At 68.5% G+C, this 16,358-nt stretch carries 15 protein-coding genes and 1 tRNA gene; 12 read left to right on the top strand and 4 right to left on the bottom strand.

The annotated features are described in order from the left end of the window. The 6 genes from BUA54_RS21375 to BUA54_RS11235 form a co-directional block, all read left to right on the top strand. Window positions 1-351, top strand: a 351-nt coding sequence (locus BUA54_RS21375; protein ID WP_218588278.1) for a hypothetical protein, incomplete at its 5' end; no start/stop codon positions are given. Window positions 352-373: 22 nt separating this feature from the next. Next, window positions 374-1,252 (top strand): endonuclease/exonuclease/phosphatase family protein, encoded by an 879-nt coding sequence (locus BUA54_RS11255; protein ID WP_072857342.1) that lies wholly within the window; start codon window positions 374-376, stop codon window positions 1,250-1,252. A gap of 86 nt (window positions 1,253-1,338) precedes the next feature. Continuing rightward, complete coding sequence (locus tag BUA54_RS11250; protein WP_072857341.1) at window positions 1,339-1,797, top strand: (2Fe-2S)-binding protein; 459 nt, start codon at window positions 1,339-1,341, stop codon at window positions 1,795-1,797. Window positions 1,798-1,800: 3 nt separating this feature from the next. Next, window positions 1,801-3,972: a xanthine dehydrogenase family protein molybdopterin-binding subunit gene (locus BUA54_RS11245; protein ID WP_072857340.1), complete on the top strand. Its 2,172-nt coding sequence runs from the start codon at window positions 1,801-1,803 to the stop codon at window positions 3,970-3,972. A 3-nt stretch (window positions 3,973-3,975) separates the two neighbouring features. Continuing rightward, window positions 3,976-4,581, top strand: coding sequence for an Isoquinoline 1-oxidoreductase subunit (locus BUA54_RS11240; RefSeq protein ID WP_072857339.1), 606 nt, complete (start codon window positions 3,976-3,978; stop codon window positions 4,579-4,581). Window positions 4,582-4,635: 54 nt separating this feature from the next. Then, window positions 4,636-5,040, top strand: a complete 405-nt coding sequence (locus tag BUA54_RS11235) for an ester cyclase (RefSeq protein WP_072857338.1) — start codon at window positions 4,636-4,638, stop codon at window positions 5,038-5,040. Between the two features lie 7 nt (window positions 5,041-5,047). On the opposite strand, the gene BUA54_RS11230 is transcribed toward BUA54_RS11235, so the two are convergent. Together BUA54_RS11230 and BUA54_RS11225 are read right to left on the bottom strand one after the other, a co-directional pair. After that, window positions 5,048-5,299, bottom strand: a complete 252-nt coding sequence (locus tag BUA54_RS11230) for a hypothetical protein (RefSeq protein ID WP_072857337.1) — start codon at window positions 5,297-5,299, stop codon at window positions 5,048-5,050. 95 nt (window positions 5,300-5,394) lie between these two features. Continuing rightward, entirely contained in the window at window positions 5,395-6,294 is a 900-nt protein-coding gene (locus tag BUA54_RS11225) for an MBL fold metallo-hydrolase (RefSeq protein WP_072857336.1), read from the bottom strand. A gap of 40 nt (window positions 6,295-6,334) precedes the next feature. On the opposite strand from BUA54_RS11225, the gene BUA54_RS11220 reads away from it, so the two are divergent. Then, window positions 6,335-7,654 carry an ATP-binding protein gene (locus BUA54_RS11220; RefSeq protein WP_072857374.1) on the top strand — a complete coding sequence of 440 codons (1,320 nt, stop codon included), beginning with the start codon at window positions 6,335-6,337 and terminating at the stop codon, window positions 7,652-7,654. Window positions 7,655-7,957: 303 nt separating this feature from the next. Here the strand turns inward: BUA54_RS11220 and pcaG are convergent, their stop codons facing one another. Both pcaG and pcaH read right to left on the bottom strand, forming a co-directional pair. Further along, window positions 7,958-8,566 carry a protocatechuate 3,4-dioxygenase subunit alpha gene (pcaG, locus tag BUA54_RS11215; protein WP_072857335.1) on the bottom strand — a complete coding sequence of 203 codons (609 nt, stop codon included), beginning with the start codon at window positions 8,564-8,566 and terminating at the stop codon, window positions 7,958-7,960. A 2-nt stretch (window positions 8,567-8,568) separates the two neighbouring features. Continuing rightward, complete coding sequence (gene pcaH / locus BUA54_RS11210; RefSeq protein WP_072857334.1) at window positions 8,569-9,303, bottom strand: protocatechuate 3,4-dioxygenase subunit beta; 735 nt, start codon at window positions 9,301-9,303, stop codon at window positions 8,569-8,571. Between the two features lie 325 nt (window positions 9,304-9,628). On the opposite strand from pcaH, the gene BUA54_RS11205 reads away from it, so the two are divergent. From BUA54_RS11205 to BUA54_RS11185, 5 genes are all read left to right on the top strand, one after another. After that, window positions 9,629-10,561 carry an MYG1 family protein gene (locus BUA54_RS11205; protein WP_072857333.1) on the top strand — a complete coding sequence of 311 codons (933 nt, stop codon included), beginning with the start codon at window positions 9,629-9,631 and terminating at the stop codon, window positions 10,559-10,561. A 150-nt stretch (window positions 10,562-10,711) separates the two neighbouring features. Then, the gene (locus tag BUA54_RS20840; protein ID WP_084114335.1) at window positions 10,712-12,028 is read left to right on the top strand and encodes an ATP-binding protein; all 1,317 of its coding nucleotides are present in this window, start codon (window positions 10,712-10,714) and stop codon (window positions 12,026-12,028) included. 231 nt (window positions 12,029-12,259) lie between these two features. Further along, a tRNA-Cys gene (locus tag BUA54_RS11195) sits at window positions 12,260-12,333 on the top strand. Between the two features lie 226 nt (window positions 12,334-12,559). Beyond that, window positions 12,560-13,690 (top strand): metallophosphoesterase family protein, encoded by a 1,131-nt coding sequence (locus tag BUA54_RS11190; RefSeq protein WP_072857331.1) that lies wholly within the window; start codon window positions 12,560-12,562, stop codon window positions 13,688-13,690. Beyond that, entirely contained in the window at window positions 13,687-16,308 is a 2,622-nt protein-coding gene (locus tag BUA54_RS11185) for an AAA family ATPase (protein WP_072857330.1), read from the top strand. The genes BUA54_RS11190 and BUA54_RS11185 overlap by 4 nt, the downstream gene beginning before the upstream one ends. Window positions 16,309-16,358 lie beyond the last annotated feature (50 nt).

Here is a 16,358-nt window from a genome sequence, read left to right as displayed (position 1 = left end):
CGAAACCCTAAGAGCGCGATATACAGACGTCTGATCCATCGAACCGAACCAAACCGCCCACATATCTCTTCAGATATAACAATTTCAAACAGCGTAGAGGCCAAAAGAAACAAGATGCGCCAAAAAAGCGCGCCCCACTCAAACCTCAAAGAATTTTCCCAACTTCCAGATCCACCGGACCTTTCCGCGTCGCCGCCGGTGCATCTCTGCGCCGCCGGTGAGGGGCTATTTACGGAGAGCGGTCGCGGTCCGCAACCCTCAATCGCAAAAAATCTGCATCCGGCGCGAAAAAAGTTCGGAACCGCCTTTTGCGCAGGCGCCGTTGACCCCGACCAAGGGGGCGCCACATGATCCCCCGGCGAGGGAGCCCGCGATGCGACTGATCCTGACCCTGTGCGTGCTGCTCGGCCTGCTGTCCTGCGGGCCGCGGGCTGCCCCCCTGCCCCCGGCCCCGCCGGGCGCCCTGCGGATCGCGACGCAGAATGTCCACTACATCCTGCTGAACAAGCCCACCGGCCCCTGGTCCGTCGCCGACTGGGAGGACCGCAGGGACGCCCTCGACGCGGCCTTCAAGGCCATCGCCCCCGACATCATCGCCTTTCAGGAGATGGAGAGCTTTCGCCGCGGCGACGACGGCAGCGTGAACCTCGCGCGCGAATGGCTGCTGGCGCGCAATCCCGGCTATGCGGCGGGGGCCAGCGGCGACTGGCGCAGCTTCCCCTCGACCCAGCCGATCTTTTACCGCACCGACCGGTTCACGCTGATCGATCAGGGCTGGTTCTTCTTTTCCGACACGCCGGACGTGATCTATTCACGGACCTTCGATGGATCCTACCCCGCCTTCGCCAGCACCGTCCGACTGCGCGACCGGGACGGCAGGGTCCTGACGGTCGTCAACCTCCACTTCGAATACAAGAGCGGGTCCAACCGGCTCGCCTCGGCGCAGCTGGTGGCCGACCGCATGGCCCCGCTGATCGCGGCGGGCGAGCGGGTGATCCTGACCGGCGACCTCAACGCCCTGCGCGGGTCGCGCACGGCGGGCATCCTGAAGGCCGCAGGCTTTAGCTTCCTGCCTGTCGCGGGGTCGACCTATCACCTGAACCGCGGCTTGAACCTGTTCGGCGCCATCGACCATATCGCCGTCGCCGGGCCGGTCGCGGCCCTTGGCCCGCCCCACGTCCAGCGCCGCCGGTTCGACGGGCGCTGGCCGTCCGATCACTACGCCGTGGTGGCCGATGTCGGCCTGAACTGACCCGCGCACACGAATGTGCGTGACGGACCAGCGGGACGCGCTATCTTGCCTTCTATCTTTTCCATGACATCGCACGAGGGACTCCGATGACCACATTCACAGTGAACGGTGAGGAACGCACCGTCGACGTGCCCGGCGACACCCCGCTGCTGTGGGTGCTGCGGGATGAACTGAAACTGACCGGGACCAAGTTCGGCTGCGGCGTCGCCCAGTGCGGCGCCTGCACCGTGATGCTGGACGGCACCACCCGCCGGTCCTGCGTGACGCCCGTGTCGACGCTGGAAGGGGCCGACATCCGCACCATCGAGGGCCTGGACACGCCGGAGGCGCAGGCCGTGCAGGCCGCCTGGACCGCGATCGACGTGCCCCAGTGCGGCTGGTGCCAGTCCGGGCAGGTCGTCAGCGCCGCGGCCCTGCTCTACGAGATCCCGAACCCGACGGACGAGGATATCGACCGGGCCATGGCCGGGAACATCTGCCGCTGCGCGTCCTACGTGCGCATCCGGCAGGCGATCAAGGACGCAGCCAAGACGTTGGAGGGATAGGCCATGACCATCACGCAGAACCGCCGCAGCTTCCTTGCATCATCGCTGGGCCTCGTCGTCGCCGTATCGCTGCCGCTGCGCAGCCGCGCCCAGTCGGGCGCCGCGCTGGCCTTCCAGCCCGACGGCACCGATCCGACCTTCGCCCCCAACGCCTTCATCCGCGTGGCAGAGGATGACACCGTCACCGTCATCATCAAGCACATCGAGATGGGTCAGGGCCCGATGACCGGCCTGTCAACGCTGGTGGCAGAGGAGATGGACGCCGACTGGTCCCAGATGCGGGCCGAAAACGCGCCCGCCGACGACGAGAAGTACAAGAACCTCCTGTTCGGCCTGCAGGCCACCGGCGGCTCCACCGCCATGGCGAACAGCTACACCCAGATGCGCAAGGCCGGCGCCGCCGCCCGCGCGATGCTGGTGCAGGCCGCGGCCGAGGCGTGGGGCGTCGATGCCTCCACCATCACCATCGCCAACGGCGTGCTGACCTCGGGCGACAAGACCTCCACCTTCGGCCCGCTGGCCGCCAAGGCCGCCCAGCTGACCCCGCCAGAGGATCCGCCCGTCAAGGATCCCAAGGATTTCGTCCTCATCGGCAAGGATCGTCCCAAGCTCGACAGCCACGCCAAGTCGACCGGTCAGGCCGTCTTCACGATGGACATGGACCTCCCCGACATGGAATACGTCGTGATCCGTCACGCCCCCATGCTCGGCGGCACCGTCGCCAGCTTCTACGACACCGAGGCGATGAAGGTCCCCGGCGTCACCGCCGTCCGCCAGATCCCGCAGGGCGTCGCGGTCTATGCGACATCGACCTACGCCGCCCTCGCGGGTCGCAGTGCGCTCAGCGTCGAATGGGACGACAGCGCCGCCGAAACCCGGTCCTCCGCGCAGATGATGGACGACCTCGTGAACCTCGCCGCGACGGGAGAGATGAAGGTCGCAGAGGAAGCCGGCGACATCGACGGCACCCTGACCGACGCCGCCCAGGTGATCGAGACGGAGTTCCGCTTCCCCTACCTCGCCCACGCGCCGATGGAACCGCTGGACGCCGTGATTCAGGTCAAGGACGGATCGGCCGAGACCTGGGGCGGCTACCAGTTCCCCGGTTTCGACAAGCAGGCGGTGGCCGGAAACCTCGGCATCGACCCGTCCAATGTGAAACTGAACGTCATGCTGGCCGGCGGCTCTTTCGGTCGTCGCGCCCAGCCCACCGCCCAGATCGGGAACGAGATCGGGGCCATCGCCAAGGCCGCGGGCCGTGATGGTGCATGGAAACTGATCTGGACCCGCGAAGACGACCTCGCCGGTGGCTACTACCGCCCGATGACCGTCCACAAGATGCGCGGCGCGCTCGATGCGGAAGGCAACATCCTCGGCTGGCACGACGTCGTCGTGAACCAGTCCATCATGGCCGGTGGCCCGATGGAGCAGATGATGGAAGACGGCAAGGACCCGACCTCCTACGAAGGCTCGACCAAGATGCCCTACGACCTCGCCAACCTGCGGGTGAACTGGGTCCGCGCCGAAAGCGCGGTGCCGGTCCTGTGGTGGCGGTCCGTGGGCCACACCCACACCGGCTATGCGACAGAGGTCTTCCTCGACCAGCTGCTCGAAGCCGGCGGCAAGGACCCGGTGCAAGGCCGCCTCGATCTGCTGAAATCCGACATGACCCGCGACCGGGCCGTGCTGGAAAAGGTGGCCGAAATGGCCGGCTGGGATGGGCAGAAGGTGAAGGGCAACAAGGGCTACGGCGTCGCCCTGCACGAATCCTTCAACACCTACGTCGCCCAAATTGCGGAGGTCGAGGATCGCGACGGCTTCCCGCATGTGACGAAGGTCTGGTGCGCCGTCGATTGCGGCGTCGCCGTGAACCCCAACGTGATCCGCGCCCAGATGGAAGGTGGCATCGGCTACGGCCTCGGCTCCGTTCTCTTCAACGCGCTGACGCTGGGCGAAGGCGGCCATGTGGTCGAACAGAACTTCGACGACTACCGCATGATCCGCATCAACGAGATGCCCAGCGTGGAGGTCGAGATCATCGAAAGCAGCATGGACCCCACCGGCGTCGGCGAACCCGGCCTGCCGCCCGTCGGTCCGGCCGTCGCCAACGCATGGCGCGCCCTGACCGGCACCAACGTCACCTCCCTTCCCTTCAAGACCACGGCCGGAGCGTAATCGATGAAGACCTTGACCAAGATGACCGTGGCCGCCCTTCTCTGGGCGGGCGCGGCCGATGCCGAAACCGTCAACGGCCTGCGGACCGTGGATGAATTCGGCGCCATCGCCGACGACACCGAACGCTCCGTCGCGCTCTTCAAAGAGATGTTCGTCGTGATCGAAAGCCCGCGCTGCCTGAACTGCCACCCGGTCGGCGACGTGCCGGCACAGGGCGACGACATGCACCCGCACCAGCCCCCCGTCGTGCGCGGCGACGGCGGCATGGGCGCGCCCGGCATGCGCTGTTCCACCTGCCACGGGGCAGAGAACGTCGCCTTCACCACCGGGCAGGGCTCCATCCCCGGCCACAACCCGTGGAACCTCGCCCCGATCGAGATGGGCTGGATCGGCAAATCCGCGGCAGAGATCTGCGAACAGCTGAAGGACCCGGAACGTAACGGCAACCGCACCCTCGCCGACCTGCACGAGCACAACGCCCACGACGGTCTCGTCGGCTGGGGCTGGGAACCGGGCGAGGGCCGCACCCCCGCCCCCGGCACGCAAGAGGTCTTCGGCGAGCTGACGCAGGCCTGGATCGACACCGGCGCCGCCTGCCCCACGATGTGACGGACGCGGGCCCCTTACGACCGGGGCCCGCACCACCCACCGGGGACAGCCCGCATGACACCCGATGACCTGTCGAACCTCTATGCCCGCTACATCGCCTGCCTGAATGCCCGGGACTGGGACCGGCTGGGCGATCACGTCCACGCAGATGTCGCCTACAACGGCACCCGGATCGGCCTCTCAGGCTATCGCGCGATGCTCGCAGCCGACGTGCAGGCGATTCCCGATCTACGCTTTCGGATCCTGCAGACCGTGGCCCAGCCGCCGACCATCGCCGCGCGCCTGCATTTCGACTGCACGCCCGTGGGACTGCTGTTCGACCTGCCCGTCATGGGCCGCCGCGTCACCTTCGACGAGAATGTCTTCTATACCTATGCGGACGACCGGATCGTCGCGGTCCAGTCGATCATCGACAAGGCCGCCATCGCGGCGCAGGTCTGCACCGCATCCGGGCCCTGAACGTGCCCTACCGCTGGTAGCTGCTGGCCCGGTTTCCGTTCATGATCGTCCCGTTCTCGACAAGGCGAAAGCCGCTGTCCGGCGTGGCATCCCGCCCGACGTAATCCAGCACGACGCTCGCCAGCGCGATCAGCGTCACCGGGATCATCAGGATGCTCGATTTCATCCGGTACCACGGCACATCGGCTTCGGGGGTCTCGTGGGTGATGCTCATGCTCTCGTCCTGCTCGATCGGGCGCCCGTTGATCGCACGCTCCATTGCCGACCACCCTAGCAGAAACCCCGTCGAAAGACACCCGCAGCGGGGACGGACAGGGCGGTCTCACGCCGACGTGTTGCCGCACCGCCCCGCCACTACATCTTGTGGAACTTGGCCCCCGGCGACAGGTCCGGTGCCGCCCCGACCAGTCCCGCTCCCACCAGTTCCACAAGCTGTGCAAAGACGTTGCGCGCGGCGATCGGCCACAGCGCCGGGGCCACGTCCGTATAGATCGCGGCCGTCAGCGCCTCCACGTCCCGCGGCACGTCCAGCGCCGCCAGCACCTGCGCCCGCCGCTCCATCCGGTGCGCGATCAGCCAGTCGATTCGCGCAGCCGGGTCCGTGACCGGCGCGCCATGCCCCGGATAAAGCACCGCCGCCCCCTCTGCCCTGACCTTCGCGCAGGAGGCAAGGAAATCGCTGATGTCCCCGTCGGGCGGCGACACCAGCGAGGTCGCCCAGCCCATCACCAGATCGCCGCTGAACACCGCGTCCCCCCAACGCAGGCAGATGTGGTTGCCCATGTGCCCCGGCGTATGCAACACCCGCAGATCCCCGGCCGGCGTCGCGATGACGTCGCCGTCCGCGACCAGCCGGTCCGGGGCAAAGGCCAGATCCACCCCCTCGCCCCCGCCGTCGTAGCCGCCCGCCACCAGCGCCCGCATCACGTCGCTCCGCCCCGCCAGCGCATTGCCGTAGGCCCAGACCTCTGCCCCGGTCTGCCGCGCCAGCCGCGCCGCCAGCGGCGAATGGTCCAGATGGCTGTGGGTCACGACGACATGGCTCACCGCCTCGCCCTCCAGCGCAAGCAGCAGCGCCGCAAGATGCGCCGGATCGTCCGGCCCGGGGTCGATCACCGTCACCTGCCCCCGCCCCAGCAGATAGGTATTCGTGCCGCGCCAGGTCATCGGCGACGGGTTCGGCGCCAGCACCCGCCGCAGCCCCGGCGCGATCGCCTCCGCCACACCCGCCCGCGGGTCGAAGTCGTCATCCATCACTTTGCCAATCCTAAGCCCTGTCGCTACGATCATGCACATGTTCTTCCAATGGCTCAAACGCTACATGCCGCGCGGCCTCTACACGCGTGCGCTGATCATCCTGATCCTCCCGGTGCTGAGCGTGCAGCTGCTGGTCTCGGTGCTGTTCATCCAGCGCCATTTCGAAGGCGTGACCCGCCAGATGTCCGACGCCGTCACCATCGACCTGCGCTATCTGCGCGACCTTGCCGACGGGGCCCCGGACCGCGCCGCCGCCATCGCCCGCGTCGATGCCGTGGCCGCGCCGCTGGAACTCGACGTCGACTGGCCCCCGACGATCCCCGACGTCGGCGACGACCGCGACTGGACCGACTTCACCGGCGACACCGTCGCCGCCCGACTGCGCGACGGCGTGCCGCAGATCGGCGCGATCTCGATGGCCGACCGTCGCCGCGTCGCGGTCTGGATCACCACCCGGCAGGGCCCCCTGCAGGTCGAGATCGCGCGCCGCCGCCTCTCGGCTTCCAATCCGCATCAGTTGCTGGTCATCATGGTGATCCTCGGCGCCGTGCTGACCGCGATCTCCTACATCTTCCTGCGCAACCAGCTGCGCCCGATCACCCGCATGGCCCGCGCCGCCGCCGACTATGGCCGTGGCCGGATCACGGCCTACAGCCCCGGCGGTGCGACAGAGGTGCGGGCCGCCGGCATGGCCTTCCTCGACATGCGCAACCGGCTGGAACGGCAGATCCAGCAGCGCACGATGATGCTCTCCGGCGTCAGCCACGACCTGCGCACGCCGCTGACCCGCCTGCGCCTCGGCCTGTCCCTGCTGGACGAAGAGGATGCCGGCCCCCTCGTGCGCGACGTGGACGAGATGCAGCGCCTGCTCGACAGCTTCCTCGACTTCGTCCGCTCGGACGCGGGCGACGCGCTCACGGACACCGACCCGGCAGAGATCCTGCGCGACCTCGCGGCGGACTACACCCGCATCGGCCTGCCCGTGTACCTCGATGCGATGCCCGCCGGACGGTCCACCCTGCCCCTGCGCCCCGCCGCGATCCGGCGGGCGCTCGACAACCTCGTCGGCAACGCCCTGCGCTACGGCGCGCAGGCCCGCGTCGGCGTCCATGTCACCGACCGCGCCGTGCGCTACGTGGTCGAGGACGACGGCCCCGGCATCCCCGCCGACCGGAGAGAGGAAGCCGTCCGCCCCTTCACGCGCCTCGATCCCGCCCGCAATCAGGACCGCGGGTCCGGCGTGGGGCTGGGCCTCGCCATCGTGGCCGACATCGCCCGCAGCCACGGCGGCGTCCTGCGGCTGACCGACAGCGAGGATCTGGGCGGGCTGAAGGCCGAACTGGTTCTGGCCCGCTGATCTAGGGCACCGATTTTTCTAGAAAAATCGAACCCTTCCCGATTTTTCTAGAAAAATCGGAGTGCTGCTGTCTGTCACGTCACCCATCGACAGCGATGGAACCGCAAGACCCGTCCGAACGAGGCCAGGTTTTTTCGGAACGGGTCACAATTCCCGTGCGCGGAAACCTGAAAAACCGCGACGACACATGCGTGCAGGACCGCAATAATCGTCCGTCGCATGATCCCCACCTGCATGACAGGCGATCGTGGCGGCATGGTGAAACAGGCGTGTCGCCCGCACGGCGCGGATGCGGACGGACCGTCAGATATCGAAAAACACCGTTTCCTGCGGGCCCTGGATATGCACGTCGAACCGGTAACTGCCGTCCTCCTGCCGCGCCGCCAGCAGCGTGCGCACCCGGCCCTGATGCTCCAGCCGGGTCAGGATCGGGTCCTCGGCATTGGCCTTGGCCTCGTCGTCGAAATAGATCCGCGTCTGCAGTCCGATGTTGATGCCCCGCGCCACGATCCAGACGCTGATGTGGGGCGCCTGCCAGCGTCCGTCGGTCCAGCGCACGCGGCCGGGCTTCACCGTCTCGAACCGGAACGCGCCGGTCTCCATGTCGCCCGGACTGCGCCCGAAGCCGGTGAAGTTGGGATCGGCCTCCGCATCATGGCCCGGAAACCGGCCCTGCGAATCCGCCTGCCAGATCTCGACCAGCGCGTCCTTCAGCACCATGCCCATGCCGTCATGCACCGCGCCGGTGATGACGATCTCCTCGCCCTGCACCGGGCCGGTCTTCATCCGCGCGCCCAGATCTTCGGCCCAGACCCCGCCGATGCCGCAGAAATTCGGCGTGCAGCCGATGTGGACATAGGGGCCGGCGGTCTGGCTCGGGCTTTCCTTCAGCACGTTCAGCGGTTGCACCATGGTCAAAGCCCCTCCGGCCGGGTTTCGAACGCGGTCTGACGGCGGCCGCGCAGGACGATGTCGAACTTGTAGGCCAGCGCATCCATCGGCACCGTCCGCGCCTTGTCAAGCGGCGCGATCAGCGCCTTGACCGCGTCTGGATTCTGGATCGAGCCCACGATGGGGCACAGCGAGATCAGCGGATCGCCCTCGAAATACATCTGGGTGATCAGTCGCTGGGCAAAGCTGTGGCCGAAGACACTGAAATGGATATGCGCCGGCCGCCAGTCGTTCATCCCGTTGGGCCAGGGATAGGCCCCCGGCATGATCGTGCGGAACTCGTAGAAGCCATCCGCATCGGTGATGACACGCCCGCAGCCGCCGAAGTTCGGATCGAGGGCGGCGACATAGCCCTCCTTCCTGTGGCGATAGCGACCGCCCGCGTTGGCCTGCCAGACCTCGACCAGGGCACCGCCGACGCCGCGGCCAAATTCGTCCTGCACCCGGCCGTGCACCACGATGCGCGGGCCGATGGCGCTCTCGCCGGTGAAGTTGTGGATCAGGTCGTTGTCCTGCGGCCCGATGATGCCGTGACCGAAGGTCGGCCCGGTGATCTCGCTCGCCGTGGTGGGAAAGGACAGCAGCGCCGCCTGCGGCGCGCGTTTCACGCTGGTCTTGTAGGGCGGGTGATAGGGGGCCGGATGCCAGTCGCGATCCCGCGCGACGAAGCCGCCCTTGCCCGTCGAATGCTCCGTCATGGTGGCCCCCCTGCCGCGCGTGTCCCGTCGCGTGGGAAAATGCAGTGCGGTCCGGCACAATGCAAGGCCGAACCCGGCAGCGCTCCCGCAGGCACCGCGCGCGCAGGCAACGGAAAGCTAACCCCTTGTCCGAAAAAACGATTCTTTTACATAATATGTATCGCATGCGAAACATTTGCTTTTTGCAATGTATTTCGATGCCCCCGGTGGGCGCGCACGCCGCGCCGCGCTGAATGTGCGGCACAGCGCCGGTCCGCTCAATTCGGTATTGAAGTTCGGCGGACTTCCGCGTTTGAGAGGCGCAATCACGCGAAGGGCAGCCCAGATGACGATCGATTACCTTGTGACCCACTCCGGGGGCTTTCATGCCGACGAACTGCTGTCGAGCGTCATCCTCACCCGTCTGCACCCCGCGGCCCGCATCCAGCGCAGCCGGGACATCGCGTGGATCACCCCGGGGCCGGACCGCATCGTCTACGATGTCGGCGGCGGTTTCGACCCGGACCGGAACCTCTTCGACCACCACCAGCGCGACGCGCCGCTGCGCGACGACGGTCAGCCCTTCAGCTCTTTCGGGCTGATCTGGCGCCAGTTCGGACGTGACTACCTCGCGGCCCTCGACGTCCCCGCGGCAGAGATCGAGACGATCCACGCAAAGTTCGACGCGGGCGTCGTGCTCCCTATCGATCAGCTCGACAACGGCGCCATCGCGCCCTCCGTCGCGGGCCCCCTGTCCAGCCTGACGCTGCCGGCGATCCTCGAAAGCCTCCGGCCCGTCTTCGACAAGGGCGGGCCAGAGGCAGAGATGGAGGGCTTCCACGCGGCCCTCGGCATCGCCCGCGCCTTCGTCGAAGCCCGCATCGCCCGCAGCGCCGCCAGCCTGCGCGCGGACGGCATGGTCATGGCGGCGATCGCGGCCGCGGGTGACGGCCGGATCCTCGAACTGCCGATGGGCATGCCCTTCCGTCCTGCCGTGGTGCGCGCGGGGGCCGACCGGCTGCTCTTCGTCATCACGCCCCGCGGCGAGGGCGACTGGACCCTCGGCGGCATCCAGACCCACGCCGACGGCTTCGACCTGCGTGCCGACCTGCCCGCCGCATGGGCCGGGCTGACCGGTGCCGCGCTTGAACAGGCCAGCGGCATCCCCGGCGCCAAGTTCTGCCACAACGGCCGCTTCATCGCCGCCGCCTCCTCCTACACCGCGATCCGCGCCATGGCAGAGGCCGCCGTGCGCGAAGCGGAGGCATCGGGCCTCTAGGCCATCCAGACCCCCCCGACTGACACGGGTGACCGCACAAATCATCCGTCTCGTCGCACCGCCACCCGTGTGAACGGATCGCCGGGCATCGGCGGAACGACGGTGACCCAAGACCGATCATGTCGAGTATATCTGTGCTGAATTCGCTTCTTGACGCTACGGCCCGCCACATATTCGCCTCATTCCACAACCAATGGTCGTACACCTGTAAAGACAGCGCGTCAGCGCGGAAGGGGTCCTATCTTGCCGAAGGCTTATACTTTTGAAGCGCTTGGCCTTCTGCATCATGGTGTCGACGATAGCATTCTTAACATCGTCAAACTGGCAGGCAGGGTTCTGGATGCGCAGAATTCTCACCTTTCCGTACTTGAAGTAGAAGAAGGGCGACAGTTGATCGCCGCATCGGCGGGATCTCTTTTCGACCCGATGGACCACTGTGAAATCCGTCTGGACGATTCGATCTGTCAGCACGTCCTCGCGACCCGCGAAACGGTCGCGATTTCCGACCTGCAAACGGATCCGCGAACCCGGGACATCGGCCTACTGAAAGGCCGCAATCTGCGGTCCTATATCGGCAGCCCAATTCACACGACGACAGGCCGGGTCATCGGGTCCCTCTGTTGCATGACGACCGAACCAAGGGTGTGGTCCGCGCGCGACATCGACGTGCTGGAAAAGCTGGCCCGCTGCGTCGACGATGTGGTCAAGGCGCGCACTTTGGCGCTGGAGGAATCCAGGACTCGTGCGCAGCTGGAAAACCTCGTGGTCAGTCGCAGCAGCTACATCGCGCACATCAGCCATGAGATCAGGACGCCACTGACCGGAATCATCGCGTCGATCAAGATGCTGAACCAGACGAAGACCGAAGAGCAGTCCGCGCGCCTGAAAGCCATCCTGACCCGGTCGGCGGACAAGCTCATGGATTTCGTGGGCGACGTCCTAGATGTGGGCAGGATCGACGCGGGTTTCGAACGGGTCGTGTCAGAGGACACCTGTCTCGTCGATCTCGTCGATCAGGCAGTGGCCGAATTTTCCGACCTTGCGGCATCGAAGTCCGTCGCGCTGAAGGTTGATAACCAGCTCGGACGAAACAGCTATCTGGTCGACCCGCGGGCGCTGACGACCATCCTGCAGAATCTGGTGGGCAATGCGGTCAAGTTCACCGGGTCCGGATATGTCAGCGTACGGCTGGCGCAGGACTCCTACGGCCAGATCGTGATCGCGGTGCGCGATACCGGGATCGGCATCGCGCCGGTCGATCACGCCCGCATCTTCGAGGAGTTCGAGCAGGCGGATCCCGGCACCGCCCGCAGTTACGGCGGCACCGGGCTTGGCATGACGATCGTCAAGCGGACCGTCGAACGGCTGGACGGCACGATCGCCGTCAGCAGCCGCAAGGGCGAAGGCGCGACGTTTACGGTCTCACTGCCCCTGCAGATCGGCAAAGCCAACTCGCAGGCCGCGTAGCAGCGGTCATGGGCCGTCGTTGCGACAGGGCTCACCTATCTGGATGTCGGCGTGCCGTAGCAGGTGAGGCGTGAGTGCACCGGGTCCCGATCTTGCGATCCGGGCCTCGGACGCGCCATGCACCGGTGCGGCACAAACAGGGTCGGACAGATGAATGTATGTCGCGATGTGTGCCGCCCCTCTTGCGCCCCGTCAGGCCCTATGCCAAAAGCCCTTATCCGTAAGGATCGAGGCGAGTTGGCGGAGAGGTTACGCAGCGGATTGCAAATCCGTGTAGACCGGTTCGATTCCGGTACTCGCCTCCACAGTCTCCTCCCCCATGACCGGCCGGTATCGTCCCGGCGCCTCCTTGAAACCGCAATCATGGCATTCCGCCTTGAATGTTCCGGGTCCGTTCGCGAAAATCGGACGGATGGCGCGCGGCGAAGCGCGGGGCGCGACGGGGACTGTCATGCCGGTGCGCCAGACTGCACGGCAGGCAGAGCCCCTGACGGTGGCGCTGACCGATCCGCGATTTGAGAGGAGACATTCATGCCGTTCCGTTTCATCCATACCTCCGACCTGCATCTTGGCACCCGGTTCGCGCACATTCCCGAACCCGCCGACGGCAGCATCCGTGGCCGCCTGAGAGAGGCGCGGCACGGTGCGATCGGGCGGATCGCGGCGGCGGCGCGGGATCATGGGGCAACCGACGTGCTGGTCGCCGGCGATACCTTCGACACGCCCACCCCGTCGCCGGGCGTCGTGCGGCAGGCGCTGGCCGCGATGGCGGAGGACCGGACGATCCGCTGGTGGCTGCTGCCCGGCAATCACGACAACCTGCGCGAGGGCGAGCCGCTGTGGGACATGATCCGCCACGACGCCCCCGACAACGTGACAGGCATTGCCGCCTACAACGCGATCGCCTTGTCGCCCGTGGCGACACTGCTGCCCTGCCCGGTGGTCTGGCGATCCTCCGGCGTCGATCCGACGGAGCCGCTGACCACCATGCCGTCGGAGGAGGGCACCCTGCGGATCGGGCTGGCGCATGGCGGCGTCACCGACTTTACCGACGCGGGGGCCAACATTCCGCCCGACCGCGACCGCAGTGCGCGGCTGGATTACCTTGCACTGGGCGACTGGCATGGCCGCGTGGCGATCGGGCCGCGGGTGCAGTATTCCGGCAGTCCCGAACAGGACCGGTTCAAGCACGGCCAGCGCGGCGTCTGCCTTGCGGTGACGCTGGACGGTCCCGGCGCCGCCCCGGTGGTGGAGGAGATCGCGACCGGCGCTTTCCTCTGGCAGGAGCTGACGCTGGACATGACACCCGGAACCGAGGCCGGCCCGACGCTGGCGGACCTGCTGCCCGCTGCGGGACGGCGCGATCTGTTGCTGCGGGTTCACGCCACGGGCCGGGCGGGCCTGCCGGCGCAGGTGGCGCTGCGCCGGGCCGCCGACCGGGCGGGGCCGGACTTCGCACATTTCGAGCTGCAGACCGCGGCCTTGCGGACGCAATACGACGTGGCCGACCTTGACGAGATCGACCGCGGCGGCGCGCTGCGTCTGGCCGCCGACAGCCTGAAGGACGCGGCAGAGGACGCGGCCCTGCCGCAGGAGGCGCGCGACGTGGCGGCGGACGCGCTGGCCCGGCTCTATGCCATCGTGAAGGAGGACGAGTTATGAGGCTGCGCGCGATCACCCTCAACAACGTGCGACGTTTCACCGTGCCCACCGGCGTTGACGGCATCGGCGACGGCCTGAACGTCCTGAGCGAGCCGAACGAACACGGCAAGTCGACGCTTTTCGACGCGATCCACGCCGTGTTTTTCAAAGCGCACGGTGCGAACGACAAGGAGATCAAGGCGCTGAAGCCCCATGCGGGCGGCGCGCCGGAGGTGACGGTCGAGGTCGAGACGCCCGAGGGGCGCTTCGTCATTGCAAAGCGCTGGACCTCTCGCGCGAGCGCCACGGTGCATCGCGGCGACACGCTGGTGGCGCAGGCCGACGCGGCGGAGGCGTGGATCGCGGCACTGGTCGGCGGCGGCTCTGGCGGGCCATCGGGGCTGCTGTGGGTACGGCAGGGCCTGACCGGGCTGGCGGACGGATCGGCCAGGGAAAACAGCGCGGCGCTGGAGGCGCGGCGCGATCTCATGTCCTCGGTGTCGGAAGAGGTCGAGGCGATGACCGGCGGGCGGCGCATGGATGCGGCGCTGGCCCGCTGCAAGGAGGAACTGGCGCGGCTTGCGACCGGTACCGGGCAGAAGAAGGCGGGCGGGCCGTGGCGGACGGCCTCTGACGAGGTGGACCGGCTGCGGGCGCAACAGAGCGAGCTGAGCGCCACGGCCACGGCGTTGCACACGGCGCTGGACGACCGCAAGCAGAAGCGGCGGGCGCTGGCAGAGGTCGAGGACGCGGAGGCCGCAGCCAGCCGCCGCGCGCGGCTGGAGGCCGCGACGCAGGCGCACCGCACCGCCGAACGCCATGCCGAGCAGGTCGAGGCCGCGGCGCGCCGCGTCACCGCCGCGCGGCTGGCGATGACCGCCGCCCTGTCGCGGCGCGATGCGCTGCAGCGGGCGCTGTCGGAACGCGACGCGGCCGATGGACAAAGCAGGGCGGCGGCGACGGCCCGCGCGCAGGCCAAGGCGGCGCTCGACGTGGCGCGCGAGGGGCTGGAAGGGGCAGAGGCAGCGCTGGACCGGACCCGGGCCACGCTGACGGCGGCGGAGGCGGCGCAACTGCGCGTCGCGCGGCAGCGTGCCGCGCGTGACGGCGCCGCCCGCCGGGCGGAGCTGTCGCAGCGCATCGCCGAGGCCGAGGCCGCGCGCGACGTGATCGAGGCGCAGGCCGCCGCCGCGCAGACCGGACCGGACCGGCCGGCGCTGCAGACCCTCGACCGGCTGGCGACGGCGCTGGCGACCGCCCGCGCCACCCGCGACGCGATGGCGATGCAGGTCGTCGTCACCTACGACGCCGCGCCCCACGACCGGGTGCGGATGGATGGCGTTTCGCTGGACGATGGCACCGCCTATCCGGTGCCGCGGGGGGCCGTGCTGTCGGTCGCGGGTCTGGGCCGGATCGCGGTCAGGCCCGGCGCCGGTGCCGCCGAGGGCGATGGCGTGGAACAGGCAGAACGGGCGCTGGCCCATGCACTGGCCGCCCACGACCTGCCCGACGTCGCCGCGGCCCATCGCGCGGCAGAGGCGCGGGCGCAGGCCGCCGGACTGGTCGATCAGGCCCGGGCCAAACTGGACGCGCTGGCCCCCCAAGGCATCGACCGCCTGCGGGAAGCGCTGGCGGCCATCCCCCTGCCCGCCGCGGCGGAAGAGGTGCTTGACCCGTCGGAGGTGGAGGTCGCCCTGCAACAGGCGCGCGCGGCGGGATCGGCGGCGCAGGAGGCGCAGCGCGCCGCGGCGGAGGCCCTGTCGCGGGCCCGCGAGGCCATGGCGAAGGCCGAGGCGGAGGCGGTTGCCGCGGGGGACCGGCTGGACCGGGCGACGGCCGGGCTGGCGGGCTTCGGCGACGCGACGCTGCCGCAGCTGACCGCGGAGGTGACGGAGGCGAACGCGGCGCTGGATGCGGCCGAGGCGCTGCATGCGGAGCAGGGCCGGCAGGCGCCGGACCTTGCCGCCGCCACCGCTGCACTGGCCCGGGCCCGGTCGGTGGAGGACGCCGCCGGGGCCGAGATCGCACGCCTGCGGCCGGAGATCGCGCGGCTGGACGAACGCATCGCCAGCGGGTCCGGCGACGCGGTGGAGGAGCGGCTGGCGGAGACCGGACAGGCGCTGACCGCCGCCGAGGCGGTGCTGGCCCGCTATACCCACGAGGTCGCGGTGCTGCAGCGGCTGGAGGCGGCGCTGACCGCGGCGCGCGTCGCCGCGCGCGAGAAATACTTTGCCCCCGTCGCGGCAGAGCTGAAGCCGCTGCTGCACCTGCTGTGGCCGGAGGCGGAGCTGACGTGGACGCAGGACACGCTGCTGCCCGAATCGCTGATCCGCAACGGGCAGACCGAACCGCTGGATATCCTGTCGGGCGGCACGCAGGAGCAGATCGCCCTGCTGGTGCGGCTGGCCTTTGCGCGGATGCTGGCGCGGGACGGGCGGCACGCGCCGGTGCTGCTGGACGACGCGCTGGTGTTTACGGACGATGACCGGATCGAACGCATGTTCGACGCGCTGCACCGGCAGGCGGGCGACCTGCAGATCATCGTGCTGAGCTGCCGCCAGCGGGCGTTTCGCGATCTGGGCGGGCAACGTCTGCGGCTGGCGCCGCAGGGTGCGGGTCGGGACATCGACGCGGCGTGACGCGCGGGGCCGGTCCCCTGACATGACACAGGCGGCCCGGTCGGGCCGCC

It is taken from the genome of Loktanella atrilutea (genome assembly GCF_900128995.1).
GTDB classification, from domain to species: domain Bacteria; phylum Pseudomonadota; class Alphaproteobacteria; order Rhodobacterales; family Rhodobacteraceae; genus Loktanella; species Loktanella atrilutea.
Note: the sequence above shows the minus strand (reverse complement) of the source record. Positions and strands in the feature narration are given on the sequence as shown.

Excerpts from the sequence above, each read along its gene's own strand:
- BUA54_RS11255 (WP_072857342.1), top strand. The coding sequence starts at position 374 with ATGCGACTGATCCTGACCCTGTGCGTGCTGCTCGGCCTGCTGTCCTGC.
- BUA54_RS11250 (WP_072857341.1), top strand. The coding sequence starts at position 1,339 with ATGACCACATTCACAGTGAACGGTGAGGAACGCACCGTCGACGTGCCC.
- BUA54_RS11245 (WP_072857340.1), top strand. The coding sequence starts at position 1,801 with ATGACCATCACGCAGAACCGCCGCAGCTTCCTTGCATCATCGCTGGGC.
- BUA54_RS11240 (WP_072857339.1), top strand. The coding sequence starts at position 3,976 with ATGAAGACCTTGACCAAGATGACCGTGGCCGCCCTTCTCTGGGCGGGC.
- BUA54_RS11235 (WP_072857338.1), top strand. The coding sequence starts at position 4,636 with ATGACACCCGATGACCTGTCGAACCTCTATGCCCGCTACATCGCCTGC.
- BUA54_RS11230 (WP_072857337.1), bottom strand. The coding sequence starts at position 5,299 with ATGGAGCGTGCGATCAACGGGCGCCCGATCGAGCAGGACGAGAGCATG.
- BUA54_RS11225 (WP_072857336.1), bottom strand. The coding sequence starts at position 6,294 with ATGGATGACGACTTCGACCCGCGGGCGGGTGTGGCGGAGGCGATCGCG.
- BUA54_RS11220 (WP_072857374.1), top strand. The coding sequence starts at position 6,335 with ATGTTCTTCCAATGGCTCAAACGCTACATGCCGCGCGGCCTCTACACG.
- pcaG (WP_072857335.1), bottom strand. The coding sequence starts at position 8,566 with ATGGTGCAACCGCTGAACGTGCTGAAGGAAAGCCCGAGCCAGACCGCC.
- pcaH (WP_072857334.1), bottom strand. The coding sequence starts at position 9,303 with ATGACGGAGCATTCGACGGGCAAGGGCGGCTTCGTCGCGCGGGATCGC.
- BUA54_RS11205 (WP_072857333.1), top strand. The coding sequence starts at position 9,629 with ATGACGATCGATTACCTTGTGACCCACTCCGGGGGCTTTCATGCCGAC.
- BUA54_RS11190 (WP_072857331.1), top strand. The coding sequence starts at position 12,560 with ATGCCGTTCCGTTTCATCCATACCTCCGACCTGCATCTTGGCACCCGG.
- BUA54_RS11185 (WP_072857330.1), top strand. The coding sequence starts at position 13,687 with ATGAGGCTGCGCGCGATCACCCTCAACAACGTGCGACGTTTCACCGTG.